The sequence below is a fragment of the Hyalangium ruber genome (genome assembly GCF_034259325.1).
Classification (GTDB): domain Bacteria; phylum Myxococcota; class Myxococcia; order Myxococcales; family Myxococcaceae; genus Hyalangium_A; species Hyalangium_A rubrum.
Genome location: NZ_JAXIVS010000007.1, coordinates 25,513 through 49,504 on the forward strand (window position 1 = coordinate 25,513; position 23,992 = coordinate 49,504).

25 protein-coding genes and 1 riboswitch are annotated in these 23,992 nt (G+C 68.9%); of the genes, 10 read left to right on the forward strand and 15 right to left on the reverse strand.

Going from position 1 to position 23,992, the window contains the following annotated elements; genetic code table 11:
* Positions 1-14: 14 nt before the first annotated feature.
* Both SYV04_RS20640 and SYV04_RS20645 read right to left on the reverse strand, forming a co-directional pair.
* Positions 15-1,154: a cytochrome-c peroxidase gene (locus SYV04_RS20640; RefSeq protein ID WP_321547572.1), complete on the reverse strand. Its 1,140-nt coding sequence runs from the start codon at positions 1,152-1,154 to the stop codon at positions 15-17.
* 22 nt (positions 1,155-1,176) lie between these two features.
* Positions 1,177-1,653 (reverse strand): hypothetical protein, encoded by a 477-nt coding sequence (locus SYV04_RS20645; protein WP_321547573.1) that lies wholly within the window; start codon positions 1,651-1,653, stop codon positions 1,177-1,179.
* A 125-nt stretch (positions 1,654-1,778) separates the two neighbouring features.
* Between SYV04_RS20645 and SYV04_RS20650 the strand changes: the two genes are divergently transcribed.
* A complete protein-coding gene (locus SYV04_RS20650; protein ID WP_321547574.1) occupies positions 1,779-2,861 on the forward strand; it encodes an acyltransferase family protein in 1,083 nt (360 codons plus the stop codon).
* Between the two features lie 9 nt (positions 2,862-2,870).
* On the opposite strand, the gene SYV04_RS20655 is transcribed toward SYV04_RS20650, so the two are convergent.
* Positions 2,871-4,037 (reverse strand): tRNA-uridine aminocarboxypropyltransferase, encoded by a 1,167-nt coding sequence (locus SYV04_RS20655; protein WP_321547575.1) that lies wholly within the window; start codon positions 4,035-4,037, stop codon positions 2,871-2,873.
* A 1,097-nt stretch (positions 4,038-5,134) separates the two neighbouring features.
* Here SYV04_RS20655 and SYV04_RS20660 point away from each other — a divergent pair.
* Both SYV04_RS20660 and SYV04_RS20665 read left to right on the forward strand, forming a co-directional pair.
* Positions 5,135-5,428 carry a hypothetical protein gene (locus tag SYV04_RS20660; protein WP_321547576.1) on the forward strand — a complete coding sequence of 98 codons (294 nt, stop codon included), beginning with the start codon at positions 5,135-5,137 and terminating at the stop codon, positions 5,426-5,428.
* 254 nt (positions 5,429-5,682) lie between these two features.
* Positions 5,683-6,174, forward strand: a complete 492-nt coding sequence (locus SYV04_RS20665; RefSeq protein ID WP_321547577.1) for a hypothetical protein — start codon at positions 5,683-5,685, stop codon at positions 6,172-6,174.
* Between the two features lie 13 nt (positions 6,175-6,187).
* Here the strand turns inward: SYV04_RS20665 and sugE are convergent, their stop codons facing one another.
* Positions 6,188-6,514, reverse strand: coding sequence for a quaternary ammonium compound efflux SMR transporter SugE (gene sugE, locus SYV04_RS20670; protein WP_321547578.1), 327 nt, complete (start codon positions 6,512-6,514; stop codon positions 6,188-6,190).
* Positions 6,515-6,529: 15 nt separating this feature from the next.
* Positions 6,530-6,600, reverse strand: a riboswitch (guanidine-III (ykkC-III) riboswitch).
* Between the two features lie 55 nt (positions 6,601-6,655).
* Between sugE and SYV04_RS20675 the strand changes: the two genes are divergently transcribed.
* From SYV04_RS20675 to SYV04_RS20685, 3 genes are read left to right on the forward strand one after another with little or no spacing between them, the layout of a single operon-like run.
* Positions 6,656-7,408: a 16S rRNA (uracil(1498)-N(3))-methyltransferase gene (locus SYV04_RS20675; RefSeq protein ID WP_321547579.1), complete on the forward strand. Its 753-nt coding sequence runs from the start codon at positions 6,656-6,658 to the stop codon at positions 7,406-7,408.
* A gap of 32 nt (positions 7,409-7,440) precedes the next feature.
* Positions 7,441-8,922, forward strand: coding sequence for an aminopeptidase P family protein (locus SYV04_RS20680; RefSeq protein WP_321547580.1), 1,482 nt, complete (start codon positions 7,441-7,443; stop codon positions 8,920-8,922).
* Between the two features lie 9 nt (positions 8,923-8,931).
* Positions 8,932-9,606: a metallophosphatase domain-containing protein gene (locus tag SYV04_RS20685; protein WP_321547581.1), complete on the forward strand. Its 675-nt coding sequence runs from the start codon at positions 8,932-8,934 to the stop codon at positions 9,604-9,606.
* Between the two features lie 6 nt (positions 9,607-9,612).
* Here SYV04_RS20685 and SYV04_RS20690 read toward each other — a convergent pair whose 3' ends face one another.
* Complete coding sequence (locus SYV04_RS20690; RefSeq protein ID WP_321547582.1) at positions 9,613-10,413, reverse strand: MOSC domain-containing protein; 801 nt, start codon at positions 10,411-10,413, stop codon at positions 9,613-9,615.
* Between the two features lie 160 nt (positions 10,414-10,573).
* On the opposite strand from SYV04_RS20690, the gene SYV04_RS20695 reads away from it, so the two are divergent.
* Both SYV04_RS20695 and SYV04_RS20700 read left to right on the forward strand, forming a co-directional pair.
* Positions 10,574-11,242 carry an SRPBCC family protein gene (locus SYV04_RS20695; RefSeq protein WP_321547583.1) on the forward strand — a complete coding sequence of 223 codons (669 nt, stop codon included), beginning with the start codon at positions 10,574-10,576 and terminating at the stop codon, positions 11,240-11,242.
* A 151-nt stretch (positions 11,243-11,393) separates the two neighbouring features.
* Positions 11,394-12,665: a patatin-like phospholipase family protein gene (locus tag SYV04_RS20700; protein WP_321547584.1), complete on the forward strand. Its 1,272-nt coding sequence runs from the start codon at positions 11,394-11,396 to the stop codon at positions 12,663-12,665.
* Between the two features lies 1 nt (position 12,666).
* Here SYV04_RS20700 and SYV04_RS20705 read toward each other — a convergent pair whose 3' ends face one another.
* The 10 genes from SYV04_RS20705 to SYV04_RS20750 all read right to left on the reverse strand — a co-directional run bounded on the left by SYV04_RS20705 (position 12,667) and on the right by SYV04_RS20750 (position 21,634).
* Positions 12,667-13,965, reverse strand: coding sequence for a DUF2914 domain-containing protein (locus tag SYV04_RS20705; protein WP_321547585.1), 1,299 nt, complete (start codon positions 13,963-13,965; stop codon positions 12,667-12,669).
* On the reverse strand, positions 13,916-14,614 hold the full coding sequence (locus tag SYV04_RS20710; RefSeq protein ID WP_321547586.1) for a sulfite oxidase-like oxidoreductase: 699 nt from the start codon (positions 14,612-14,614) through the stop codon (positions 13,916-13,918). The genes SYV04_RS20705 and SYV04_RS20710 overlap by 50 nt, the downstream gene beginning before the upstream one ends.
* On the reverse strand, positions 14,615-14,932 hold the full coding sequence (gene grxD, locus SYV04_RS20715; protein WP_321547587.1) for a Grx4 family monothiol glutaredoxin: 318 nt from the start codon (positions 14,930-14,932) through the stop codon (positions 14,615-14,617). It abuts the gene before it with no gap.
* A gap of 12 nt (positions 14,933-14,944) precedes the next feature.
* Positions 14,945-15,202, reverse strand: a complete 258-nt coding sequence (locus tag SYV04_RS20720; RefSeq protein WP_321547588.1) for a BolA family protein — start codon at positions 15,200-15,202, stop codon at positions 14,945-14,947.
* Complete coding sequence (locus SYV04_RS20725; protein WP_321547589.1) at positions 15,202-15,747, reverse strand: YqgE/AlgH family protein; 546 nt, start codon at positions 15,745-15,747, stop codon at positions 15,202-15,204. Before SYV04_RS20725 ends, SYV04_RS20720 begins: the two co-directional genes overlap by 1 nt.
* A gap of 102 nt (positions 15,748-15,849) precedes the next feature.
* A complete protein-coding gene (locus tag SYV04_RS20730) occupies positions 15,850-16,308 on the reverse strand; it encodes a response regulator (RefSeq protein WP_321547590.1) in 459 nt (152 codons plus the stop codon).
* A 108-nt stretch (positions 16,309-16,416) separates the two neighbouring features.
* Positions 16,417-17,226: an ABC transporter permease gene (locus SYV04_RS20735; protein ID WP_321547591.1), complete on the reverse strand. Its 810-nt coding sequence runs from the start codon at positions 17,224-17,226 to the stop codon at positions 16,417-16,419.
* A complete protein-coding gene (locus SYV04_RS20740; protein WP_321547592.1) occupies positions 17,223-18,107 on the reverse strand; it encodes an ABC transporter permease subunit in 885 nt (294 codons plus the stop codon). The genes SYV04_RS20735 and SYV04_RS20740 overlap by 4 nt, the downstream gene beginning before the upstream one ends.
* A complete protein-coding gene (locus SYV04_RS20745) occupies positions 18,104-19,687 on the reverse strand; it encodes a peptide ABC transporter substrate-binding protein (RefSeq protein ID WP_321548019.1) in 1,584 nt (527 codons plus the stop codon). Before SYV04_RS20745 ends, SYV04_RS20740 begins: the two co-directional genes overlap by 4 nt.
* Before the next feature lie 120 nt (positions 19,688-19,807).
* On the reverse strand, positions 19,808-21,634 hold the full coding sequence (locus SYV04_RS20750) for a DUF885 domain-containing protein (protein WP_321547593.1): 1,827 nt from the start codon (positions 21,632-21,634) through the stop codon (positions 19,808-19,810).
* Between the two features lie 73 nt (positions 21,635-21,707).
* On the opposite strand from SYV04_RS20750, the gene SYV04_RS20755 reads away from it, so the two are divergent.
* Positions 21,708-22,868 (forward strand): FIST signal transduction protein, encoded by a 1,161-nt coding sequence (locus tag SYV04_RS20755; RefSeq protein WP_321547594.1) that lies wholly within the window; start codon positions 21,708-21,710, stop codon positions 22,866-22,868.
* Entirely contained in the window at positions 22,865-23,968 is a 1,104-nt protein-coding gene (locus SYV04_RS20760) for an ATP-binding protein (RefSeq protein WP_321547595.1), read from the forward strand. Before SYV04_RS20755 ends, SYV04_RS20760 begins: the two co-directional genes overlap by 4 nt.
* Positions 23,969-23,992: the final 24 nt, after the last annotated feature.

The window sequence follows — 23,992 nt, forward strand, 5'->3', positions numbered from 1 at the left end:
GTACGCACGAGCCATCACGAGGGGTCCGGCTCCGGCGTCTTCCGGGTGCTCTTCGGCAGCTCGGGCGGGGCGAGGTAGTGCTGGGGCAGCTCGCCGGTGAGGCTGCGCAAAAAGGCCACCACGTCCTCCACCTCGGAGTCCTTCAGCGTCTTGCCGAGCTGGTGCTTGGCCATCAGGCGCACCATCTCCGGCAGCGCCTGCACGGAGCCGTCATGGAGGTAGGGCCCGGTCTTGTCCACGTTGCGCAAAGTGGGGACGCGGAACTTGGCCTGGTCCTCCTCGTTGCGCGTCACGTCGAAGCGGCCCTTGTCGGCCAGGTGGGGCCACTCCTCGATGAGGCCCAGCTTCTGAAAGGAGGTGCCGCCCACCGCCGGCCCGTTGTGGCACGTGGTGCAGCCGGAGGAGACAAAGAGCTCCAGCCCGCGGCGCTCCGCCTCGGTGAGCGCGGCCTGCTCACCGGCCAGGAACTGGTCGAAGCGCGAGGGGGTGGTGAGCTGGCGCTCGAAGGCGGCGATGGCCCGCGCCGCGTTGCCCGCCGTCACCGGCTTCTTCTCCCCGGGGAAGGCCTGCTTGAAGTGCTTCACGTACTGCGGAATGGAGTTGAGCGTGGCCACCAGCCGCTTGTCGTCCGGCATGGCCATCTCCACGGGGTTGAAGATGGGGCCCTCGGCCTGCACCTCCAGCGTGGGCGCGCGCCCGTCCCAGAACTGGGCCACGTGGTTCGCGGCGTTGTAGACGGTGGGCGAGTTGCGCGTGCCCTTCTGCCCGCGGTGCCCGTCCGACAGCGCCTTGTTGTCCACGCCGAAGGTGGCCAGGTTGTGGCAGGTGTTGCAGGAGATGTCGTGGTTCTTGGAGAGCCGCGGGTCGTGGAAGAGCATCCGCCCGAGGGCGATGCGGACCTCGGTGTCCTGGACCTGGGGCGCGTCCTTCACGGGCGCCAGCTTGAAGGGGGCCAACAGCTTGGCGGGGTCCACGGGCTTGGGCTCGGCGGGTGCGGCGGGGACTTCGGGCGCAGCGGGCGCGGCGGCCACCACGGCGGGCTTCGCGGGGGGAGCCTCGGTGGGAGGGTTGGAACAACCGTTCAGGGCAAGCGCACCCATCGCCAGCAGCGCGGTGCGCCCTGGAGTGAGCCTGAGCCAAGTCCGGTCCTTCATTGCGAGCCTCCCACGGCGCCAATCAACGGGCGACACAGAGTAACAGGGTGACGGCCTCGCTTGTGCCCTGTGTTCTCGGAGGGCATGGCCCGGGCTTCCACCCTCCATCAGCACCGCCCCGCCTCTGCTGGACGGCCCTCGGCGCCCGCTCGCTGAGCAGGCTGTCGATGAGCCACGCCAGGCCGAGCCCCACCGCCGCCCCCGCCGCGTCCCAGGCCAGGTCCTTGACCGAGAAGAGGCGCCCCTGCGAACGGTCATGGAGCTCCTTGCCGAGCCCTACGCCGAGCGAGAGCCCCGCTCCCGTCAGCCAGCGCACCGGCCGCTCCTCGGAGAGCGCCGCGCCCGCGCCGTAGCCCACGCCCGCGAGGCCCATGCTGATCAGGAAGTGGTTGCGCTTGTCCGCGGAGAACCAGTCATCCCTCGGCGGCGCGCCCAGGGCGGCGGGGCTGGAGAGCAGCAGGACGAGCAAGGCGAGGCGGCCGCGGGCACGGATACGCATGGCCCCGTGCTGTAGCACTGGCCCATACACCCCGTCATGCCGGGAGCGAGGCGGCATCGGTCATCCGGCCGCACGCCTGGCGTTTTCGAGACGGGCCCCGACTCTCCACGTATGCTCCGCGGCGCTTGCAACTTTCGGACTCCTTCAACCTGCGGCCCCCTCGCCACCCCGCCCTGGATGGTGCGCGGGGCTTCGCCGTGATGGCGATGGTGCTGGGCCATACGTTGGATGCCCTCCTGGCGCCCGCCACCCGCGAACACCCGTGGGTGCAGTACTACTGGAGCCTGCGAGGCATCACCGCGCCCCTGTTCCTGCTGGTGAGCGGCTGGGCGGTGGTGGCCGCGCTCGACAACCGCCCCGGCGCGGCGAAGAGTACCTACGGCCGCCGGGTCCGACGCGCGCTGCTGCTGCTCTTCCTCGGCTATCTGCTGCACTGGCCCGGCTGGGAGGCCCTGCACGCGCAAGGCTGGAGCCAGGCGCTGCGGGTCCAGTTCTTCTCCTTCGACGCGCTGCAGTGCATCGGCGTCAGCCTGCTGCTGGGCGCCACCGTGCTGGCACTCACCCCGGGCACCTGGTCTCGGGCCGCCGCGCTCGCGGCGTTGGCGGTGGGCATTCCCCTGGGCAGCGCGCTGCTATGGGGCATGAGCCTGGGCATGCCCACCGTGCTGCACCATGCCCTCGGTGCGCAGGGCAGCCCGTTCCCCCTCTTCCCGTGGGCGGGCTTCTTCTTCATCGGCGCGCTGGCGGCCCACCTGCTGCGGCTGCTGCGTCCGGGCTGGCCCCAGGGCGTCATGCTGGCGCTGCTGGGCGGAGGACTGCTCGGCCTGACGCACCTCTTCACCGAGGAGTGGAGCCCTACCAGCGTATGGGTCGTGGTGCTCCGCTCGGGCCAGGGCCTGCTGGTGCTGGCGGCGATGAACCTCGTGCCCCAGTGGCTGGCGCGGCTCTTCTCCCCGCTCGGGCGGCTGTCACTCGGCGTCTACGTGCTGCACCTCCCCGTGGTGTACGGCTGGGCGGGCACCCCAGGGCTCATCGAGCGCGTGGGGCCCACGCTGGGGCTCGATCTGGCGCTCCTCGTCGGCGTGGGGTTGCTCGCCGTCACCTACTTCATCTCCCGCCTGGGACTGTGGCTGCGCGGGCTGTCGGTTCCCTGGCGCGTGGGCTCGACGACGTTCAGCCCGGGCCTGGGCAGCGGCCAGCGCGTCTGAGGTTCCGCTTCAGTTCCGGACCGGCGGCTGGGTGGCCTGCCCGCGCCGGATGAGCTCGCGCGCCACGGCCTCCAGGGCCTGGATGCGTCGGCCGGCACGTCCGGGAGCCCAGAGCGCGGGAGGCTCGGTGCCCAGCAGGGACACGGCCTGCTCCACCCCACCCGCCTTGCCCTTGAGGGCCCGGGCCGTCGCCATGCGGATGTTCGTCGCGGGCCTCCGGGTGACTCCGTCGCGCCACAGCAGGTCCAGCGCATAGGTGGTCCACACCGCGAGCACCGCGTCCTGGCCCAGGAACGCCTCGAAGCGGGCGAGCGCCGTGTCGCGGTCCTCGCCCGCGCGCAGGACGCTCTCCTCCAGCTCGGTGTGTAGGGGCGTGCTTCGTGCGAGCGGCTGGCGGGGCGCGAGAATGGCCTCGAAGCGCTCTCCCGTGGCCGGGCGGCAGGCCACCAGGTGGACCAGTTCCGGCTCCAGGCCCGCCTCCAGCGGGTGGGCATTGGCCTCGGCGTATAGGAGGACGAGCCGGGGGAGGTCCTCGGCGAGCGAGCGCAGCTCCAGCGGGGGCTGCCACGGCGCCTTGTAGATGCGACGGCGCGGCGGATCCTCTCGGGTGGACTGGCTGTCGAGCTGCGTGTCCACCATGAACTCGAAGGGGTTCAGCATGGCGTCGAAGCGCTTGGGGTCTCCGCCCTCCAGCGCGCCGAGCACCTCCACGACCGCCTCGATGGTGGAGACGCAGTGCTCGGCCGGCTCGGCGCGGATGCGGTAGTTGCTCGGCCGGCTCGGGGTGAAGCCGATGCGCGGCAGCCCCGCGAGCATGGGGTTGGTCTTGACGACCTTCTTGGCCAGGGGCCACGTCCCATCGACGACGATGAGCGCCTCGGGAGGATTCGCCTTGGCCTGTTCCAGCGTCATGGCCCCTTCGCCGGGGAAGAGCACCGCCACGCGCTGGGGGCTGGCGGCGAGCGCTTCAATGCGGGAGTGGCCGGTGAAATCCACGCCCAGGTGCAGCTCGGAGTTGGGCAAGGACAGGTGGGCCATGCGCGCGGTGCCGATGGCGACCCGGCGCTCCCGGGGGTGCTGGAGGAAGACGACGCGCATGCGGGTCTCGAGGCGGGGCAGCCGCGCGCAGTAGCACGTGGACTCGGGACGACGACAGCGCAGGCAAAGGGGACGCACGCTCCGTGCTTTACGGCACCCGGCATCGCCCCGCAAGCCGCTGGAGATGACCCCGGCCTACCGACCCGCTGCACGCCCGCTCGCCGCTCAACCTCTTGAATCCTTTAGAGGTTCACGGCGGTCCTGCATCGTGGCTCCCCCGCACTCCAGACGAGGAATCCCACATGCACCTTGTAGCCTGTTGTCATCGAAAGGCGCAGCGGCTCCATCGGCTAAGCGGTCTGGCGCTCCTGCTGCTTCTGACCGGCTGTGCCGCAAAGCCCTCCCTGGCGGGGCCGCAATGGTATGGGCAGAGCGGCGCTGGACTAGCTTATGACTCTCCGGCAGCCGCGAGTGCCGGGCAGTCTGCTGTCGATGTCGACTTCGAGGTCCCCACGCCTCAGCAGGCGGGTGCTCTGCACCGCCGCGGCGTCATCCTGCCCCGCGTCACTCCAGGCACAGCCGACCCACGGACACATCGAGACTTCATCGATCTGCGCGTGACGGCCGTGGGCTTTGGCATCACCGCCGGAGGCTATCTCCTTTACTGCGAGGGGCTGCCTCTGCCTGTGCTTGTCCCTGAGGCTCATGTCGACTTGGGAATCACGAGCGCGGAGCCACTGAGCGTCTCCGTCCATTCGGACCGAGACACGGCTCTGGAGGACCTTGCGGCCCATCCCACCAGCACAGGGCACAAGGCGTACGCCTATTACCGTGGGGCGGGAGGCGCACTCATTGCGCCCACTCTCTTCTCTCCGGCTACTACCCCGCGCACTGCCCAGGCGATGCTTGAGGTTCGCCAGCAGCTGGCGGAGACGATGCAGCGCGACTTGAAGGTGCTGCTGGTGAGCCTTACAGGCACCAAGGTTCTGCAGGGCGTCTTCTCGCGTGTGGTGCGGGTGAACCCGGAGCCAGCAGTCCATCCGCTCCCTCGGCGCCAAGGTCAGGGGGGGCAAACTCTGGAGCCGCGACCGCCGGCACAGAACTCCGCGACACACACACTTCCGCCCTCGCCTGGACTGGTCCAAACGCTGACTGGCAACAACCCCACGCCACCGATGACTCCTGGTCCGCGCTTGCCTCAGGATGTCGGAGTCAGCCCGAAAGTGCCTCAGCAGTTGCCAACAAACCGTCCCATCGGCTTCAGCCCTACCCAGAACGCGCAGCTCCAAGCGGACATCCGCTATCTGCGGGACATCGGCGCCACAAACATCCGCGTGAACCAACAGCAGCTCAAGGTGGACAACGGCCAACGCATGGGAACCAATCGACCGGATCTGCAGTTCGACTATAACGGTCGTCGCTACCACGTGGAGTACGAGACGCCCACCTCGAATCGTGGCCCTGGTCACCAGTCGCGCATCACCTCCAACGACCCGGATACGGAGGTCATCCTCCTGATCGTGCCCTGAAGGACGAGGCGTACATAATGGCCGAAGACATGAAAGGGCTCCTCCTGGATGACCGCTGGGCCCCTATCACTTCGGAGATGGGCTTTCTGGAAACCAGTGCAGCGCACGCCGCGCGTGCTTTCGCCGCGTGGCAAGCAGGGCTGCTGACACCCCGTGGCATTGCCGTGCAGGTACACCCGGCTTCGGGCTCTCTCGAGCAGGTCCTCTCCTCCCTGCTACCCCTGACCACTCCCGAGAAGCGACGGCACCTCCTCATGCCGACCCGCAGCCCGTGGACCGCCTACATCGACAACGGATGGCGGGGGACCGACGCCGCGAGCGCCATGTCCTATATGGCCGAAGCACTGGGCTGCCGGGGCCTGCGTGTCGTCGCAGTGCCCCATACCCTAAGCAAGAACCAAGGCCGCTATGGCGCCGTGATGTTCGAGATGTACGGCCCACACCGAACGGACTGGCTCAACTATGTCCGGACTCTCCATGCAGCAAACGATGGCGGGCGCTGGGTCTTCGATGAATCTGGAGAGCCCTTCCCCTTCGAGAAGGTGGAGCGGTACCAGGCGCGCCGCGCCAGGGACCGCTTCACCTTCGACATGCTCAAGGAGTACCTGCACCACCTCGGCCTGTCCCCCTTCGAGGAGGACTTCTACCTGCCGGACGGTGCCCCCGGCTGGCTGGTGGAGAAGACGGGGCCCGTCGCCTCCACCCACCAGGAGTACAGCCTGGCCCAAGCGCGTGAGCAGTTCTGACGCGAACTTGCGCTCAGTGCTCCCCGCCTCCGGTGACCTTCAGGCCGACGATGGCGACGAGGAGCATCCCCAGGAACACGATTCGCATCGGGCTGACCGGCTCGCGGAAGAGCACGATGCCCAGAATGGCCGCGCCCAGCGCCCCAATGCCCACCCACACGGCGTAGGCCGTGCCAATCGGCAGGCTCCGAGCCGCCCACGACAACAACGCCATGCTGGCGATGAGGGCAATGGCCGTCAGGATGCTGGGCAAGGGACGGGTGAAGCCCTCGGTGTACTTGAGCCCAATGGCCCAGCAGACCTCGAGCAGCCCTGCAATAAGGAGAAGAACCCACGGCATGACACACGCTCCCTGTAAGCGTCGTCTTGTCGTGACCGGGTACGGCGCGCCTCGTCCGGGCGCGATGACTCCCCAAGAGCCATCGCACGGGAGGAAGGAATAACCTCCCGCCGCGCGACTGGCAACCCACGAGAACCCCACGTGAACCTGCTCCTGCTCTTCGACGAGGACTTCCTACCCGATGGCACCGCCCGCCTCACCGGGCGCCGCGCCCAACACGCCCGGGAGGTGCTGCGCGCCGAGCCCGGAGAAACGCTGCGCGTGGGGCGCCTCGGAGGCCTCGTCGGCACCGGCGAGGTGCTGGAGAACACCGCGGACACCCTCCGCCTGCGCGTCTCCCTCACCGAGCCCCCGCCCGAGCGCGCCGGGGTGGACCTGCTGCTGGCCATCCCCCGCCCCAAGGCCCTCAAGAAGGTGCTGCCCGCGGTGGCCTCCCTGGGCGTGGACCGGGTAGTGCTCGTCAACGCCGCCCGCGTGGAGAAGAGCTACTTCGACTCCAAGGTCCTCGCCCCCGCCTTCGTCCAGGAACTGCTCCTCCAGGGCCTGGAGCAGGCCCGCGACACCCGCCTGCCCGAGGTCCATGTGCGCGAGCGCTTCCGCCCCTTCATCGAGGACGAGCTGGACACCCTCTTCGGGCGTGACGCACTGCGGCTGCTCCCCCATCCGCCCGCGCGCCAGCCCCTCACCACCACGGGCGTGGAGAGGGCGCCCCGGGTGGTGCTGGCCATCGGGCCCGACGGAGGCTGGGTCCCCTTCGAGGCCGAGCTGCTCGCCGCGCACGGCTTCCACCCCTTCACCCTGGGCCCGCGCATCCTCCGCGTGGAGACGGCGGTACCGGTCCTCCTGGGCCAGGTGGCCCTTCTGCGAGACAACACCTCGTCTCTCCGGACTTGAAGCCGCTCGCACGGTTGTTGAAGAGTTGCGCCATGACGACCCAGCCCCAAGCCGCTGCCGCCCAGCCCGTCACCTCCGAGCCGCAGGCCAAGCCCGCCAGCCACGACACCGTGCCGCCTCCAGCGCTGCTCGACTTCATGGTGAAGCGCTGGAAGCCGGTCACTCGCAAGCTGCCGCCCAAGCTCAAGTACGCGGACTCCTTCCTCAAGCGCCGCCGGGCCCTCTCCCAGCTCTTCCCCGGCGAGACGCTCGTCATCCCCACCGGCCACGAGAAGGTGCGCGCCAACGACACCTACTACCGCTTCCGCCCGGGCACGGACTTCTACTACCTCACCGGCAACACCGAGCCGGACTGCGTGCTGGTGCTCCAGCCCAAGGAGGGCGGGGGCCACACGGACATCCTCTTCGTGGAGCCCAACCCGGGCCGCAGCGACGCCACCTTCTTCACCGACCGTGTGAAGGGCGAGCTGTGGGTCGGCCCGCGCCTGGGCGTACCGGAGAGCAAGGCCCGCTTCGGCGTGGACGAGGCGCGCGGGCTGCCTGAGCTCAAGGACTTCCTCTCCGGCCTGCACGGCGCGGTGTCCCGGCCCACGCGCGTGCTGCGCGGCTTCTCGCCCAAGGTGGACGAGGTGCTGCCGGCCCAGGCCGAGCGGGACAAGGCGCTCGCCGTGGCGCTCTCGGAGATGCGCCTGCTCAAGGACGCCCAGGAGCTGCGCGAGCTGCAGGCCGCCATCGACTCCACGCAGCGCGGCTTCGAGGACGTCATCGCCTCGCTGAAGACGGCCAAGACCGAGCGCACCGTGGAGGGCATCTTCAACCTCCGCGCGCGCGTGGAGGGCAATGACGTCGGCTACGGCACCATCGCCGCCAGCGGCTCCCATGCCTGCGTGCTGCACTGGACGCGCAATGACGGCCCGGTGAAGAAGGGCGACCTGCTGCTGCTGGACGCGGGCGTGGAGGGCAACAGCCTCTACACGGCCGACATCACCCGCACGCTGCCGGTGTCCGGCAAGTTCTCCAAGGAGCAGAAGGAGATCTACGAGCTGGTGCTGGAGGCGCAGCTCCAGGCCATCAAGGCCGTGAAGCCGGGCAACGACTTCATGGAGCCCAACCGCGTGGCCATGCGCGTGCTGGCCGAGGGCCTTCAGCGGCTCGGCGTGCTCCCGAGCGCCGAGGAGGCGCTGAAGGACGAGCACCAGTTCTACAAGCGCTACTCGCTGCACAACGTCAGCCACATGCTGGGCCTGGACGTACACGACTGCGCCCAGGCGCGGCAGGAGGCGTACAAGTACGGCAAGCTCAAGGCGGGCATGGTGCTCACCGTGGAGCCGGGCCTGTACTTCCAGACGGATGACCTCACGGTGCCGGCGCGCTACCGGGGCATCGGCGTGCGCATCGAGGACGACGTGGTGGTGACAGCCAAGGGCTGCAAGGTCCTCTCGGAGGCCATTCCGCGCACGGCCAAGGACGTCGAGGCCTGGATCAAGCGCGTCTGGGCGCAGAAGAAGAAGTAGCCGCGGCGCATGCGGCTGGCGCTCATCTCCGACACACACATGAAGCACGCGGCGCTCACGGTGCCCGCGTGCGAGGTGCTCATTCACGCGGGAGACTTCTCGCGGCGAGGGACCCGCGAGGAGCTGGAGGGGTTCCTCGCCTGGTTCGCCTCCCAGTCCGCCCCGACGAAGCTCTTCATCGCCGGCAATCACGACTTCGTGTGCGAGCGCGAGCCCGCCCTGGCGCGGCGCCTCGCCCGCGAGGCCGGCGTCCACTACCTCCAAGAGGAGGAGGTCCACGTCGGAGGGCTGCGCATCTGGGGCTCTCCGGTGACGCCCTGGTATCGGGGCATGGCCTTCAACCGCGACCGAGGCGAGACCCTGCGCGCGCACTGGGAGCGAATCCCCGCGGGGCTCGATGTGCTCGTCACGCACGGCCCTCCACTGGGGCTCGGCGATCGCACCTTCTTGAAGTCCTCCGTGGGCTGTGCCGAGCTCCTGGCCCGGATCCGCGAGGTGCCGCCCCGGGTCCACGTCTTCGGCCACATCCATGAGGCCCGGGGCGAGTACTCGCTGCCGGGTGTGCCCACGCGCTTCCTCAACGTGTCGACGTGCCGGCTGCTGCCAGTCGGCCTGCGCGCCCCCGTGCTGCTCGAGCTGGAGCCCGCGTCCGAGCGGGAAGCCTCCGTCCGCCCGACGGCGTGAAGGGCCCTACTCCAGCACCTGCACCGGGTCGCCCACCTGGAGCGTCCCCGGACGGCGCACCAGGACGTTCTGGCCGAACATCACCTTGCCCTCGCTGCGGCGGAACGTAGCGAGCGTGCGCAGCGGCTCTCCGTCCGCGGCCTTCTGCCCCGTGCGCGGATCCACCGTGGTGAAGACGCACCGCGCGCACGGCTTGACCACCTCCAGCTCGACCTCTCCCACGCGCAGCCGCTTCCAGGAGTCCTCCGCGAACGGCTCGCTGCCCTCCACCACGAGGTTGGGGCGGAAGTGCTCCATCGTGATGGGGCGAGGCAGGCGCCGATTCAGTTCCTCCAGCGAGGCCTGGCCCACCAACAGCAGCGGGAAGCCATCCGTGAAGCCCACCCGGTCCCCGGGCGCCGCGTAGTGAGGATCCACCGGGCGCTCCATCCGGGCATCGACGAACACCAGATGGGTCGGCTCACCGAGGTAGCGGGAGAACCAGCGGTCCGCCTCCTGCCCGGCCTGCGGCGCCGAGCACTGGTCCTTCCAGATGGTGATCTCCAGGCGCGGCGCATCGGCCGGGGGAACGGGTACCTCCAGGTCCGGATGCCCCGGTGCGGACACGCGCAGCCCTCGTTCGGAGGGCACGGCGCTTACGAGCACCAGCGAGGGATTTTCACGCCCGGTGATGAACGAACCATCGGATCGGACCAGCATCCACCGACGGTCATTCTCCAGCCCCATAGGCTCGACGGTGGCCCGCGTCAGCGACAGTCCGCGCGTGGACTTGAGGGGGTGGATGAAGAGGTGACTCAGGGCTGGCATGGATTTCCTGGGTAGGCTGTGTCTATTGGGACCCACCGGGTCATAACTCCGCGTGAAGTCCTTGGGACCGCAAGCAGGACCCCCACTTGCGAGCGAGGCGGTCCGCACCATAGAACGCCCCCGCTTCTCGCGTTGCACCGCTTCACACAAGGAAACCCCCATGCTCAAGAAGATCCTCCTGGGCCTCGTCGTCGCCGTGGTGGCGCTGGCGGGCTACATCGCCTCCCGCCCCGCGCACTTCAGCCTGCAGCGCACCGCGACGATTCCGGCTCCGCCGGAGGTCGCCTTCGCGCTGGTGAACGACTTCCACTACTGGAACCAGTGGTCTCCCTGGGACAAGTTGGACCCGAACCAGAAGACCGCCTTCGACGGGGCGCCCGCGGGCACCGGCGCGAAATACTCCTGGGTCGGCAACGACGACGTGGGCGAGGGCCGGATGACGATCGAGGAGAGCAAGCCCAACGAGCTCGTCCGCATCAAGCTGGAGTTCATCAAGCCCTTCGAGGCCACCAACACCACGACCTTCCACTTCAAGCCGGAGGGTGAGGGCGTCTCGGTGACCTGGCAGATGGAGGGCGAGAACAACTTCATGAGCAAGGCCTTCTCGGTGTTCGTGAACATGGACGAGATGGTCGGCAAGGACTTCGAGAAGGGCCTGGCCAGCATGAAGACGGCGGCCGAGGCCGAGGTGAAGAAGCGCGCCGAGGAGGCCGCGAAGGTGGCGGCGGAGAAGGCGGCGGCGGAGAAGGCAGCCGCCGAGGCTGCTGCCGCCGCGGCCGCGGCCGCTGCGCCCGCCGAGGGTTCGACGGCGGCGGCTCCCGCGCCGTAAGCCGGGCTCCTCCCCTTCGCCTGTCAAGAGCTCCCCTCCCCTTCGCGGAGGTGGGGAGCCCCGAAGCGAGGAGGAAGCAGCCAACCTGCCAGGGGGGCTCTCCCGGTCCTGCCCGCACCCGCCGTAGACTCCGCCCACGAGGGTCTCGGCGATGACGAGTGGGCTGAAGACAGGGCTGGTGCTCGGCGGTGGCGCCGCACGCGGTGCCTACGAAGCGGGAGTCATCTCCTACCTGCGCGAGGAGTTCGAGCCAGAGTTCGGCCGTGAGCTGAAGCTGGACATCCTCGCCGGCACCTCGGTGGGTGCCATGCACGCCTGCTATCTGGCGGCCACGTGCGATCGGCCCCGGGAGCAAGCCCAGGGCCTCATCCAGCACTGGACCACGATGAAGGTGGAGGAGGTGCTCCGCTGCAGCTTCGGAGACATCTTCCGCCTCCTGCGCGAGGCGATGAGCAAGCCGGCTCCGCACGAGCGCGACATCCAATATGGCGGGCTGGTGGACCCCCGGGGGCTGCGCTACCTGGTGGGCCGAGGCATTCCCTGGCTGAACGTCGGCCGCAACCTGCGCAAGGGCCACCTGGAGGCGCTGGCCGTCAGCGCCACGCACGTGGGCACCGGCGGCGCCCGGGTCTTCATCCAGCGGCGCGGCGGCGGAATCCCCCAGTGGAGTGACGATCCCGAATACCGGGCGATCGCCACGCGCATCGGCCCCAACCACGCGCTGGCCTCGGCGGCCATCCCGGTCATCTTCCCCGCGGTGAGGATTCGGGGACAGCTCCACATCGACGGGTTCGTGCGGCTCAACGTGCCGATCAGCCCCGCGCTGCGGCTGGGGGCCCAGCGCGTCATCGTCATCTCACTGCGGCCCCGGGAGCGCATCCAGACGGGCGCCATGCAGGAGGAGCGTGAGCAGGCCGTCGCGAGCGCCCCGTTCCTCGTGGGCAAGATGTTCAACATGTTGATGACGGACCGCACGGACCAGGACCTCGGGCGGCTGCGGCGGCTCAACGCCACGCTCGAGGCGGGAACGGCGGCCTACGGGCCCGGCTTCGCGGACGTGCTCAGCTCGGCGCTCTCTCCGCACCGCAGCCAGCCGGTGCGCTACGTGCGAGAGCTGCTGGTGCGGCCCTCGCGGGATTTGGGAGAGCTGGCCGCCGAGTACGTGAAGACGGCCGAGTTCCGAAAGAGCGGCAACGGGCTGGCGCACCGCACCATCCTGAAGCTGGTGGAGCGCGAGGCGGCCCGCGAGGCGGACATGGCCTCCTACCTGCTCTTCGACGGAGGCTTCGCGGACATCCTCATCGACCTGGGGCGCCGGGACGCCCGGGCGCTGCGCGAGCAGTGGAAGCGCTTCTGGTCGGACGAGCCCCAGAGCGTGGCGGAGGCGGCCATGCGGAACAAGCCCGCCGCCACCGCCGCCTGAGCTACTTCTTGTCCGGGTTGTGCTCGAACACCTGGAACTGCCGGGGCTCGGTCCGCGTGTCCTCTTCCACGGTGAGGGACAGGCGGTTGATCTCGTGCCCGTCCTCCGTCTCCAGCACCACGCGCCAGTCACCGGGCTTGGGGTTGGAGGTGAAGGCATAGCTGCGGTAGCCGCGCTCGATGCCCTTGTTCGCGATGGTCAGCAGCGTGCCGTCACCGTAGGTGGTCCACCCCTTCTGCGGGTGGTCGTAGTACCAGCGCACGCGCACCTTGTACTGGTGGAAGCCCTTGGGCGCGAAGACGCTGAAGAAGTAGTAGGCCTTGTCGCCCGAGCGCGCCACGAAGTCCTGGTCGCCCTTGTGCCAGAACTTCCACCACACCTGCTCGTGCGAGAGCTGGTACGCCCCGCCCTTCTTCTCCACCGCGTGGTAGATGCCGCTGAAGGTCACCGCCAGCGGCACGGGGGGGATGACGCGCACCAGGAACAGCACCAGCAGCGCCGCCAGCGTGCCGTAGCCCGGGATGGCGATCTGCCGGATGGCGGCCAGCTGATCCAGCGTGCCCCAGCGGCGCAGCAGGTGGATGAGGCCGTAGATGACGCCTCCCGCCAGCACCATCGCGAGCAGGAAGATCCAGAAGTTCATCCGCCCGATAATCACCGGCAGCACGTAGGCCATGTACATGCCGACGCACAGGCTGAAGAGCGACACGCGCACCACCGGCCCGAGCTTGCGGAACAGGGGCAGCTCGTTGGCCACCAGCAGCGCGAACATGGCCACCAGGAACAGGAACGGCGTGAACCCCGACGCGCTCTTGAAGAAGAAGAGCATGAAGGAGCTCAGCAGGCTGCCGTAGAAGAAGTGGATGGCGTCCTCGCGCCAGCGCCACACCTTCGCCAGCACCTTCGGGGGCTCGGTGCCCTCGGGGTGGCGCTGCTCCAGCATCAGCAGCGTGGCCAGCACGCCCAGGTACACGAACTGCTGCACCATGGTGAGCGTGTCGTCGATGCGGCTCAGCGTGAGCACGTCGTAGACGAAGCCCACGAAGAAGAACGCCGCCATCTCCCACTTCTCATGCCGCGCGCGGAACTCCTGCACGCGGTCCATGACCGTCTTGATCTTCTCGGTGGGAGTCGAGTCCTCCGGGTCCGCCGGCTGCGCCACGGGCAGCGGCGCCGGCGCGGGCGCGGCCAGGCCTGGCGCGGCGGCTACCTCGTTGGAGACGGCATTGGAGGAGACGGCCGAGCTCGGCTCAGGAGTAGCGGTCGTCTCGCCAGGGGTGGGCGGTGTTGCTGTAGCCACGGCGTTCCCAGAAGCCTGGTTGATCGTGCTGGAGGAACTCGATGCGCTGGATCCACTTCGCCCCCTTCCAGGCGTACAGCTGGGGAGTGATCATCCGCACCGGGCCACCGTGTTCTGGCGGTAGCGGTTGCCCATTGTACGTGTGAACGAGCAGCACGTCGTCCTTGAGGGCCTCCTCCAACGGCAGGTTGGTGGTGTAGCCGTCCGAGGCGTGGATGAGGACGAACGCCGCCTTGGGATGAGGCCTTACAAGCGCCGCCACTGTGGAGAACTGTACCCCCTTCCAGTGGACGTCCATCAGGCTCCACGTGGTGACGCAGTGGAAGTCGCTCACGTCCTCGTACTGGGGCAGCGCGTGGAAGCCCTTCCAGTCCAGGGTGACGGGAGCCTCCACGGCGCCGTCCACGCGCAGGCGGAAGGACTCGGGGGTGACGGGCTCGAAGGGGACGCCCAGGTCCAGCACGGGCCACTTCTTCGTCTCGTGCTGGCCGGGGGGCAGCTTGGGCATGCCGTGCCGGTTGGCTGCCCCGCTGCCCATGGGGCGAGCGTCGCTCAGCGAGGGCGTGCCCTGCATCTTGTCCAGGTAGCGGGCGCGCAGCTTCAGGCGCGCCTCGACGATGCGCTGGAACTTCTCGTCCCGGTCGTCCATCTAGCTCTTCGGAGCGGCGATGAGGTCCTTCAGCTCGCCGCGCTCTTCCATCTCCATGAGGATGTCCGAGCCGCCGACGAACTCCCCGTTGATGAAGACCTGGGGGATGGTGGGCCACTTCGTGTAGTCCTTGATGCCCTGGCGCACCTCGGGGTCCGAGAGCACGTCCACCGTGTGGACCTCGCCGTACTGCTTCAAGATCTGCAGCGCGCGGGCGGAGAAGCCGCACTGGGGGAACAGGGCGTTGCCCTTCATGAACAGCACGATCTTGTGAGAGCGGACCGCCTCATCGAAGCGGGTCTTGAGTTCCGGAGTCATGTCGCATCCTTCCTAGCGAGGCCCGAGCTTCTTCCACTGCTCGGGCGAATAGGTCTTTAGCGCCAGCGCGTGCAGTTCGCCCGTGTCCAGCCAGTCCTGAACGGAGGCGTAGACGAGCTTGTGCTGCTGCACCAGCGTCTTTCCGGCGAAGTCGGCGCTGACCACGCGGGCCTCGAAGTGGTCGCCCGTCCCCGTGGAGTCCTGAATCTGTACCTCGGCGCCCGGCAGGGCCCCGAGAATCCGTGCGGCGATGCGCTCTGCGTCCAACATCAGTGCAGTCCCCTTCCCACCATCAGCATGGCCGGGTCCACGCCCATGCCCTTGAGCGTCTCTTCCCAGAGCTGGGCCGGATTGCCCTCAAGGATGGCCTGGGCGCTCGCCTCGGCGAACAACCAGGAGCCTGTCGCCATCTCCCCCTCGAGCTGCTTGGGCCCCCAGCCGGCATAGCCCAGGCAGAAGCGCAGGTTCGCGGTGGGGTTCTCCAACAAAGGCCCCAGCGCGTCCAGCGTAACGCTCAGGAACAGGCCTGGCAGCACCGTGTGCTTCTCGGCGATGCCCTCCACGTCGTGGAGGATGAAGCCCCGGTGGGGCTCCACCGGCCCGCCGACGAAGACGGACTGCTGGGTGCGCTCGGAGGCGATCTTCATCGACTGCCCCCGGGCCAGCTCACCGAGCGTCAGCGGCGCGCCCCGGTTGATGACCAGCCCCATGGAGCCCGTCTCCCCGTGCTCGATCATCAGCACGACCGAGCGGTGGAAGTTGGGATCCCCAAGCTGGGGCATCGCCAGGAGCAACCCGGGAGCGAGCGTCTTCACCCCCCGAGCATCGGGCGTTCGCGGTGAGCGCGCAACCGGTTCTCGCGCTCCCGCGCGGAGGGTGCCCCCGCCATGCCAGGAAGTGGGCAGAGGGGCGGGGCCTCAGTGCCAGCTGGTGTGCTTGGACTGGAGCGCCGAGGCCAGCTTCTCGGGAAGCACGGGCTTGCCGATGAAGAGGTCGGCGCCAAGTCCCTTGCACTTGCGCGCCATGGCGGCGTCGCTCATGGCGCTCACGCCGATGAGCACGGCCTGGGGGAAGCGCTCGCGCAGGCGGGACATGAGGGTGGCGCCGCTGCGGCCGGGCAGGAAGACGTCCACGATGGCGGCGTCCATGCGCTTGTTGCGCACGGCGAACTCGGCCTCCTCGGCGCTGCCCACGGGCAGCGGCTCGTAGCCCCATTCGGTGAGCATCTCGACGAGGAGCTCGCGGCTGGCGGGGTCATCCTCGACGACGAGCACCGCGCCACGCACGGGCTCGACCCGCAGCTCATCATTTTGCCGCTCGCGCTCCGTCGTCGCGAGACCCGGGACAGTGGAGATTTCATCGGTGGGCAAGGACATGGCGTCGGCTCGGGAATGACAGGTGGGATATGCGTTGAGGGAACCCGCCCGCGCGGGCGGGGAATTCCTCCGGCACGCCAAGGAAAATCGAGGGAGCTTGGGCGCTTCTCAGGCCCGCCGGGGGCCAGAGGCGAGTGCCTGAGACGCCAGCGAGGCGCCGAGCACCAGGAGCACGAGCAGCGCCCACGCGGGAATAACGACGCGAGTGCCCCCTTCGTAGATGAGGGCCGCGTAGCTGGTGCCGAGGTAGCGACCGAGCGACATGGGCTCCATGCGGGCGATGCCGAAGAAGCTCACGGTGGACTCGGCGAGGATGGCGGCGGGCAGACGGCTGAGGAACACCGCGAGCACGAAGGGCCGCAGGGAGGGCCACAGGTGGACGCGGAGCAGGTGCGGCCCGGTGCCTCCCAGGGCGCGCGAGGCGGCGACGAACTCCTGCCCCTCCAGCGTGTCCAGGCGGTTGCGGAACATGCGCGCCGGCCCCGCCCAACCCACCAGGGCCAGGGACACCACCATCAATCCAAAGGGTCCCAGGCCCGCGCTGGAGCCCGCGTCCGAGAGCGACTGGCCCGCGAGCTGGAGCACCATCACCACCAGCACGTCCGGCAGCGCGAAGAAGGCATCCGACAACCGCATGACCCAGCGCTCCAGGACTCCGCCCACGAGGCGGGCCACGGCGGCCACCCCGAGGCCCAGGCCAGTGGAGAGCGCCCCCGCCGCGAGCCCGATCGCCAGGGAGACCCACAAGCCCCCGAACGCCAGCTCGCACACCGTGCGGTCAGGCCGGCTCGGATCCCTGCCGAGCGGGCAGGTGTCCGCCAGCACCTCTGGGAAGACACGGCCGGCGAGGAAGCTCAGGGCGCCAAGCCCGCCCAGGAGCGCGAGGCCCACCCAGGCCCGTGCGGGGATGCGCCTCATGCGCGGGCCTCCCGGGCGCGGGGATCCACGAGCAGCCGCACCACCTCCACGGTGAGCCCCACGACGACGAGCACCGAGGCGAAGACGGTGGTGGCCACCACCACCACGGCCACCTGTTTCTGGAGGACGGCGAGGACGTAGAGCTGTCCGAAGTACGGCAGACCGAATACGCGCTCGGCGGCGAAGGAGCCCGCCAGCAGCGCGGTGGCCACGGGGCCGATGGCGTCCAGCAGCGCCGGCAGCACATTGGGCAGCACATGGCGGCGCAGCACCACGCCGGGCGGCAGGCCCTTGCTGGCGGCGGTGCGCACGTAGTCGCGCGCCAGCTCCGTCTCCAGCGCATCCCCGAGCAGCGTGCCCAGGAAGATGCCAGGCCAGAGGGAGATGACGAAGGCAGCAGTCAGCTCCGGGAGCAGATTGCCGCGCTCGACGACCGCGGGGGCCAGCAGGAGCGCGGGAATGAAGACGGGTGTGCCGAAGGCCACCGCGGGCACCGCGTCCCCCATCACGGCGAGTCGGCCGCGCCTCCACCGGTTCTTGAAGAGGGCGAAGGCCAGCGCCCACACCAGCGCGAGCACCAGCGCCACCAGCCCCACGCCCACGCTGCCGGAGAGCTTGAGGAGCAGCTCATCGCCGGTGACACCCTGGGCGCTGGTGCCCAGGCGCTCACCGCGGAAGAGCTTCTGCCACGGGCGAAGGAAGCCCAGCGGCTCGCCGACGCCCAGGTCCCTGCGGTAGGAGGCGGCGAGTTCCGGGGACACCTGGCGCTTGTTGTCGTCCTCGGTGGTGAGCGGCAGGCTGGCCATGAGGAAGTACGAGGCCACCGCGACGATGGGCACGAGCACGAGCTGCCGGCCGACCCGGAGGAGGAGCTGCCTCATGGCCGGGCCGCCTCCTGCGCCTCGGGAGCGAGCCGCAAGTCCCTCAGGGCGAGGAAGTTGAACGGGTCCACATCCAGGCCGCGCAGCCGAGCGCGGGCGCGGTAGTACCGGTCGGGGTGGTAGAGCGGAGCGATGACCGCCTGCTCTCCCACCAGCACCTCCTGGGCCTGGGCATACAGGGCGCGGGCCTTCTCGGCATCGGCCTCGGCGTCAGCCCGCACGAGCAGTTGCTCGAAGCGAGCCATGGGCTCCCCTGCCCCTTGTGTCTCCCAGCCGGACTGGTGATTGCCCTCGCGCTCGAAGAGGGTGAAGAAGGTATTCGGGTGCGCGTAGTCGGCCCCGAGCCGGCGCATGTACAGGTCATAGGCGCGCGACCCCTCCGGGGTGCGCCGGGCCACTTCGGCGGAGTAATCCGAGCGCGCATCCAGCGTCACGGTGATGCCCACCTCCGCGAGCTGCGCGGCGATGCGCTCGGCGATGGCCACCTCCGGCACGAAGGAGTCCCCGGCCCTGAAGACGAGGCGCAGCGGGCGCTCCAGCCCGGGCACGCCCTGGAGCGCGGCCCTCGCCCGCTCCCGGTCGAAGCGGGGCAGCCGCGCGGCCTCCTCCGGTGTCGCGGCGCCGGGCAGCTCCGGAGGCAGCAACACGTTCGTGGGCCGTACCGCGGGCAGCAGCCCCGCCAGCAGCGCCTCCCGGTCCAGCGCCTGGGAGATGGCGCGCCGCACCTCGGGCCGGTTCAGCGGAGGCCGCTCGGTGTTGAAGACCATGAAGTAGGTGGACAGCAGCGGCTCATGGCGGAGGTCCTCCGGGTGGCGGCCCCGCAGCGCCAGCGCGCTGTCGACGAAGACGAAGTCCACCCGGCCGCGCTCATAGAGGGCCGGACCGATCTCCGACTTCATCAACGTGACGACGGGCGCGAAGCGCTCCCCGGGCCCGAGCGTCGGCTGAAAAGCCGAGGCGGGGTTGTGGACCAGGCGCACGCGCTCTCCGGCCCGGTCCCAGCGCTCCACGCGGTATGGCCCGAGCGCCAGCGGGCGGCCCTCGCGGGGCCGGTCGAAGTAGTCGCGGATCTCCTCATCGGACCTGCCCGCGAGATCCACGGAGGGCGCCGGGAAGAATAGGTAGACGTTGGCCAGACGGGCCAGGAAGTAGCTGCGCGGGCGCTCCAGCGTCACCCGCAAGGTGTGGGGCTCCAGCGCCTCCACCCCCGTGCGCTCCAGCGCGGCGCGGACCTGCTCCACCGGTGCGCCGCGCTCCTGCAGCTCCAGCACCTCCCGGGCGCCGAGGATCTCCGCCATCTCACCGCGCTCCCGACCGAGCATCGCGCGGCGCCAGCCGAACACGAAGTCCTGGGCCGTCATCGACGTGGCGCCATCCGACCAGCGCACATCCCGCCGCAGGTGGAAGGTATAGACCTCGCGCCCCTGTGCGTCCCGCTCCCGCTCCCAGCGCTCGGCCAGACCGGGCTGCACGGAGTGATCCGGCCCCAGCGTGGTGAGCCCCCGCTGGGTGGCGAGCATGACTGGATAGTTCGACCAGCTCGCGGGATCCGAGTAGCTCCAGTCCAACGTGGTGGGCATCGCGGGGACGATGACCTTCACGCCCGGGTCGGGCTGGAAGCCGCACGGCCCACAGGCCGCGGCGAGCCACAGCCCGAGGAGCGTCAGCAGAAATCGAGGACGGGAAGCCACCAGCGGACTCTACGCCCCCTTCTTGCGCGCGATGTACTCATCGATGACCCGCTCCAGCAGGCCCATGGGCAATGCGCCATTCTTGAGCACCTGGTCATGGAACTCGCGGATGTCGAACTTGTCCCCCAGGGCGGCGCGGGCCTTCTCGCGCTGCTCGAGGATCTTCAGCATGCCGACCTTGTAGGCCAGGGCCTGCCCGGGGTTGACGAGGTAGCGCTCGATCTCGGCGATGACCTCGCCCTCGCCCATGCCGGTGTGCTCGCGCATGTACTGGATGGCCTGCTCACGGCTCCAGCGCTTGTGGTGCATGCCGGTGTCCACCACGAGGCGCACGGCGCGGAACATCTCCGCCTGCAGGCGGCCGAGGTCATCCAGCGGGTTCTTCTGGAAGCCGGCCTCCCACGCGAGGCGCTCGGTGTAGAGGGCCCAGCCCTCGCTGAAGGCGGTGAAGGGCACCATGCGGCGGAAGATGGGCAGGCCCTTGAGGTCCTGGGCGATGGCGATCTGGAAGTGATGGCCTGGCACGCCCTCGTGGTAGGCCAGCGTGCGCATGCCGAAGCGGGGGATCTCCGAGAGGTTGCGCAGGTTGGCGTAGAAGGTGCCCGGCCGCTTTCCATCCAGCGAGGGCGAGTTGTAGTAGGCGCCCGGCGCGGTCTTCTCCGAGAACTCGGGCACGCGCTTGACCACGACGCCCACCTTGGGCTTCACGGAGAAGTACGGGTCCAGCCCGGCGCTGATCTCATCGATGATGGCCTGGTAGTCCTTGAGCACCTGCTCGCGGCCCGCGTCGGTGTCCGGGTAGAGCTGCTCGGGCGCCTTGGAGAGCTGTGTCACCCGCTCGCCCAGGGTGCCCTCCGTGTAGCCGGCCTCGCGCAGGATGCGGTCCATGTCGGCGCCGATGCGGGCCACCTCGGACAAGCCGATCTGGTGGATCTGCTCGGCGCTCATCGTGGTGGTGGTGTTCGACTTCACCTCGTAGGCGTAATAGGCGTCGCCATCGGGCAAGCGCCACACGCCATCATTGGAGGTGGCCTTGGGCTGGAGCGACTCGAAGTAGGCGATCATCTCCCGGTAGGCGGGATAGACGTGCTGCTCGACGGCACGCGCCGCGTCCTCGAGGAGGACCTTGCGCTGCTCGGCGGAGAGCTTCGACTCCTCGATCTTCTCGAGCTTCTGCCGCAGCGAAGTGACGAGCATGTGCTCCGCCGGCTTGGGCTCGATGAAGCCGCGCATCTGCAGGAGCACCTTCTCGACGGTGAACTTTGGGGGCAGCACACCCTTCTGCTCGCGCAGGCGCAGCCCCTCGAGCACCTGGGAGAACTTGACGGAGAACTTCTCCAGGCGCGCGATGTAGTTACGCGCGTCCCGCTCGCGCTCGACCATGTGCTGGTCGGCCATGAAGTTCGGCAGCATGGACTGGACGCCGAACATCTGGTTGACGGGGAAGTTGTGGTAGCGCCAGGGCTCGCCCTCGAGCTGGCTCGACCAGAAATGATCCCAGACGTCGTAGGACAGCAGCTCCTGGCCGGTGAACTCCGAGCGGTCATAGCGCTTGAAGGTCTCGTAGTTCTCTCGGAGCCAAACGCGCTGGCGCTCCTCCTTCGCCAGAGAGGCGTCCGCCAGCTCGTCCGCATGGAAGTCGATGCCGTACTGATCGAGCAGCCGCATGCTCGTCAGCAGCTCGGGATTATCCAGCGCGAACTGAGCGAAGACCCGGTTGTAGTAGAGGTCGATGCGGAACGGCTTGAAATACCAGACGTGGATGAACAGCACTCCACTCAGAGTGAGGATCAGCAGCGACGGGTAGAGCAACAACCACTTGAGTACACGTTTCATCCAGGCGTTCCCTCGCAACAAAACAGGTTCGCGACGTTATCAGTCTGGGTGGGGCTCTTGACGCTCGACAGCCATGTCTTCCATGACAAGCCACATGAAGGTCGATCAGCAGGCGTGGACCGTCGAGGGCGGCTGGCGCGACGTGGTGGACGGGGGGGCGGGCCCCGGCGCGCGGCTGATCCTGCTGTTCGGCGCCAGGGCCGCGCTGCAAGAGCCCTCCGCCCTGGAGCACCTCCGCGCCCGCTACCCGGAGGCCCTCATCCTCGGCTGCTCCACCTCGGGAGAGATCTGCGGCACCTCGGTGCGAGATGACTCCCTGGTCGCCACGGCGGTGGGTTTCGAGCACACCACCCTGCGCCTGGCGCACGCGCAGGTGGACACCATGGAGCAGAGCCATGCCGCGGGTGTGACCCTGGCCCGAGCGCTCGACCAGCCTGGTCTGTCCCACGTGCTGGTGCTGTCCGACGGGTTGAAGGTGAACGGCACCGAGCTGGCGCGGGGCCTGCGCGGGCGCCTGCCCGAGACGGTGGCGGTGACGGGAGGGCTCGCCGGGGACGGCCCCCATTTCCTGCATACCCTGGTCTGCGGCAATGACACGCCCGCCGAGGGACAAGTCGCCGCGGTCGGCTTCTACAGCGACAGGCTGCGAATCGGCTATGGCTCGCTCGGCGGGTGGGACCCCTTCGGGCCCGAGCGCCTCATCACCCGCTCCAAGAGCAACGTGCTCTACGAGCTCGACGGCCGCTCGGCGCTGGAGCTCTACAAACAATACCTGGGCGAACATGCCGCGGGGCTGCCCGCCACGGCGCTGCTCTTTCCCCTGGCCCTTCGCAACGGCCGCGAGGGCTACAGGGTGGTGCGCACCGTCCTGGGCATCGACGAGAAGGAGCAGAGCATGACCTTCGCGGGCGACGTGCCGGAGGGGACGTACGCGCGCCTGATGAAGGCCAACTTCGATCGCCTCATCGACGGGGCGGCCGACGCGGCGCGCACGGGGCTGGAGCGCCTGGGCAGCTTCACGCCCGACCTGGCGGTGTTGATCAGCTGCGTGGGGCGAAAGCTGGTGCTCAAGCAGCGCGTGGAAGAGGAGGTGGAGAGCGTCCGCGAGGTCCTTGGGCCCAAGCCGGTGTTGACCGGCTTCTACTCCTATGGGGAGATCTGCCCTCATGGCGCCATCACCCGCTGCGAGCTCCACAACCAGACCATGACCATCACGGCGTTCACCGAATCGTGAGCTACCACAAGCTGCTCGAGAGACAGCTTCGGCGCTTCTTCGGCGACCCGGAGCAACTGCCGCCGGAGCTGAAGCCGTTCCTCAGCTCGGTGGATGAAGCCTATCGCACCTCGGACGACGACCGGCGCTCGCTGGAGCGCTCCCTGGAGTTGATGTCCGGGGAGCTGACGGAGCGCTATGAGCAACTGCGCACCGAGCTGGCCGACCGACAACGCGCCCAGCAGGCGCTCCTGAAGGAGAAGGCGGAGCAGGAGGCGCTGATCAAGAAGCTCGAGGACACGCACAGCCAGCTGGTGCAGTCGGAGAAGATGGCATCGATCGGCCAGCTCGCCGCGGGCCTGGCCCACGAGATCAACAACCCCGTGGGGTTCGTGAACAGCAACCTCGGCACCCTGCACGACTACGTGAACGGCCTGTTGGAGCTCACCGCCGCTTTCGAGAAGGAAGAGGAGGGCCTGAGCGAAGCGGCGCGCCAGCGCCTCGCTGAACTCAAGAAGCGGGTGGAGCTGTCGTTCGTGCGAGAGGACGCGCCGGCGCTGCTCACGGAGTCCTCGGAGGGGCTGCGCCGGGTGCGGCAGATCATCCGGGACCTGACCGACTTCTCTCACGTGGACGATCCGCATTGGCAGAACACGGACCTGCACAAGGGGCTCGAGAGCACGCTGAACATCGTGCACAACGAGGTCCGGTACGTGGCCGACGTCCACAAGGAGTACGGCGAGCTGCCGGAGGTGGAGTGCCTGCCCTCGCAGCTCAACCAGGTGTTCCTGAACATGCTGGTCAACGCGGCCCAGGCCATCAAGGGCAAGCGAGGGACCATCACGGTGCGGACGGGCAGGCCCGACGAGGCGCACGTCTTCATCGAGATCGCCGACAACGGCGAGGGCATCTCCCCCGAGAACCTCAAGCGCATCTTCAACCCGTTCTTCACCACCAAGCCGGTGGGCAAGGGAACAGGCTTGGGGCTCTCGGTCTCCTACGGCATCGTCGCCAAGCACCAGGGCCGCATCGAGGTGAGCAGCCGGCCAGGCGAGGGCACCACGTTCCGCATCGTGCTGCCGGTCAAGCAGGCGGCCTCGCCTGCTTCCCCGAACGACTAAACAAAAACCCCGCCCTCTCCAAGG

What these genes read in the sequence shown, in the direction of transcription:
- SYV04_RS20680 (WP_321547580.1), top strand. Translation starts at nt 7,441, where the DNA reads ATGACGACCCAGCCCCAAGCCGCTGCCGCCCAGCCCGTCACCTCCGAG.
- SYV04_RS20710 (WP_321547586.1), bottom strand. Translation starts at nt 14,614, where the DNA reads ATGGACGACCGGGACGAGAAGTTCCAGCGCATCGTCGAGGCGCGCCTG.
- SYV04_RS20685 (WP_321547581.1), top strand. Translation starts at nt 8,932, where the DNA reads ATGCGGCTGGCGCTCATCTCCGACACACACATGAAGCACGCGGCGCTC.
- SYV04_RS20665 (WP_321547577.1), top strand. Translation starts at nt 5,683, where the DNA reads ATGCCGACCCGCAGCCCGTGGACCGCCTACATCGACAACGGATGGCGG.
- sugE (WP_321547578.1), bottom strand. Translation starts at nt 6,514, where the DNA reads ATGCCGTGGGTTCTTCTCCTTATTGCAGGGCTGCTCGAGGTCTGCTGG.
- SYV04_RS20740 (WP_321547592.1), bottom strand. Translation starts at nt 18,107, where the DNA reads ATGAGGCAGCTCCTCCTCCGGGTCGGCCGGCAGCTCGTGCTCGTGCCC.
- SYV04_RS20745 (WP_321548019.1), bottom strand. Translation starts at nt 19,687, where the DNA reads ATGCCCACCACGTTGGACTGGAGCTACTCGGATCCCGCGAGCTGGTCG.
- SYV04_RS20735 (WP_321547591.1), bottom strand. Translation starts at nt 17,226, where the DNA reads ATGAGGCGCATCCCCGCACGGGCCTGGGTGGGCCTCGCGCTCCTGGGC.
- SYV04_RS20755 (WP_321547594.1), top strand. Translation starts at nt 21,708, where the DNA reads ATGTCTTCCATGACAAGCCACATGAAGGTCGATCAGCAGGCGTGGACC.
- SYV04_RS20695 (WP_321547583.1), top strand. Translation starts at nt 10,574, where the DNA reads ATGCTCAAGAAGATCCTCCTGGGCCTCGTCGTCGCCGTGGTGGCGCTG.
- SYV04_RS20640 (WP_321547572.1), bottom strand. Translation starts at nt 1,154, where the DNA reads ATGAAGGACCGGACTTGGCTCAGGCTCACTCCAGGGCGCACCGCGCTG.
- SYV04_RS20700 (WP_321547584.1), top strand. Translation starts at nt 11,394, where the DNA reads ATGACGAGTGGGCTGAAGACAGGGCTGGTGCTCGGCGGTGGCGCCGCA.
- SYV04_RS20720 (WP_321547588.1), bottom strand. Translation starts at nt 15,202, where the DNA reads ATGTTGGACGCAGAGCGCATCGCCGCACGGATTCTCGGGGCCCTGCCG.
- grxD (WP_321547587.1), bottom strand. Translation starts at nt 14,932, where the DNA reads ATGACTCCGGAACTCAAGACCCGCTTCGATGAGGCGGTCCGCTCTCAC.
- SYV04_RS20730 (WP_321547590.1), bottom strand. Translation starts at nt 16,308, where the DNA reads ATGTCCTTGCCCACCGATGAAATCTCCACTGTCCCGGGTCTCGCGACG.
- SYV04_RS20645 (WP_321547573.1), bottom strand. Translation starts at nt 1,653, where the DNA reads ATGCGTATCCGTGCCCGCGGCCGCCTCGCCTTGCTCGTCCTGCTGCTC.
- SYV04_RS20690 (WP_321547582.1), bottom strand. Translation starts at nt 10,413, where the DNA reads ATGCCAGCCCTGAGTCACCTCTTCATCCACCCCCTCAAGTCCACGCGC.
- SYV04_RS20750 (WP_321547593.1), bottom strand. Translation starts at nt 21,634, where the DNA reads ATGAAACGTGTACTCAAGTGGTTGTTGCTCTACCCGTCGCTGCTGATC.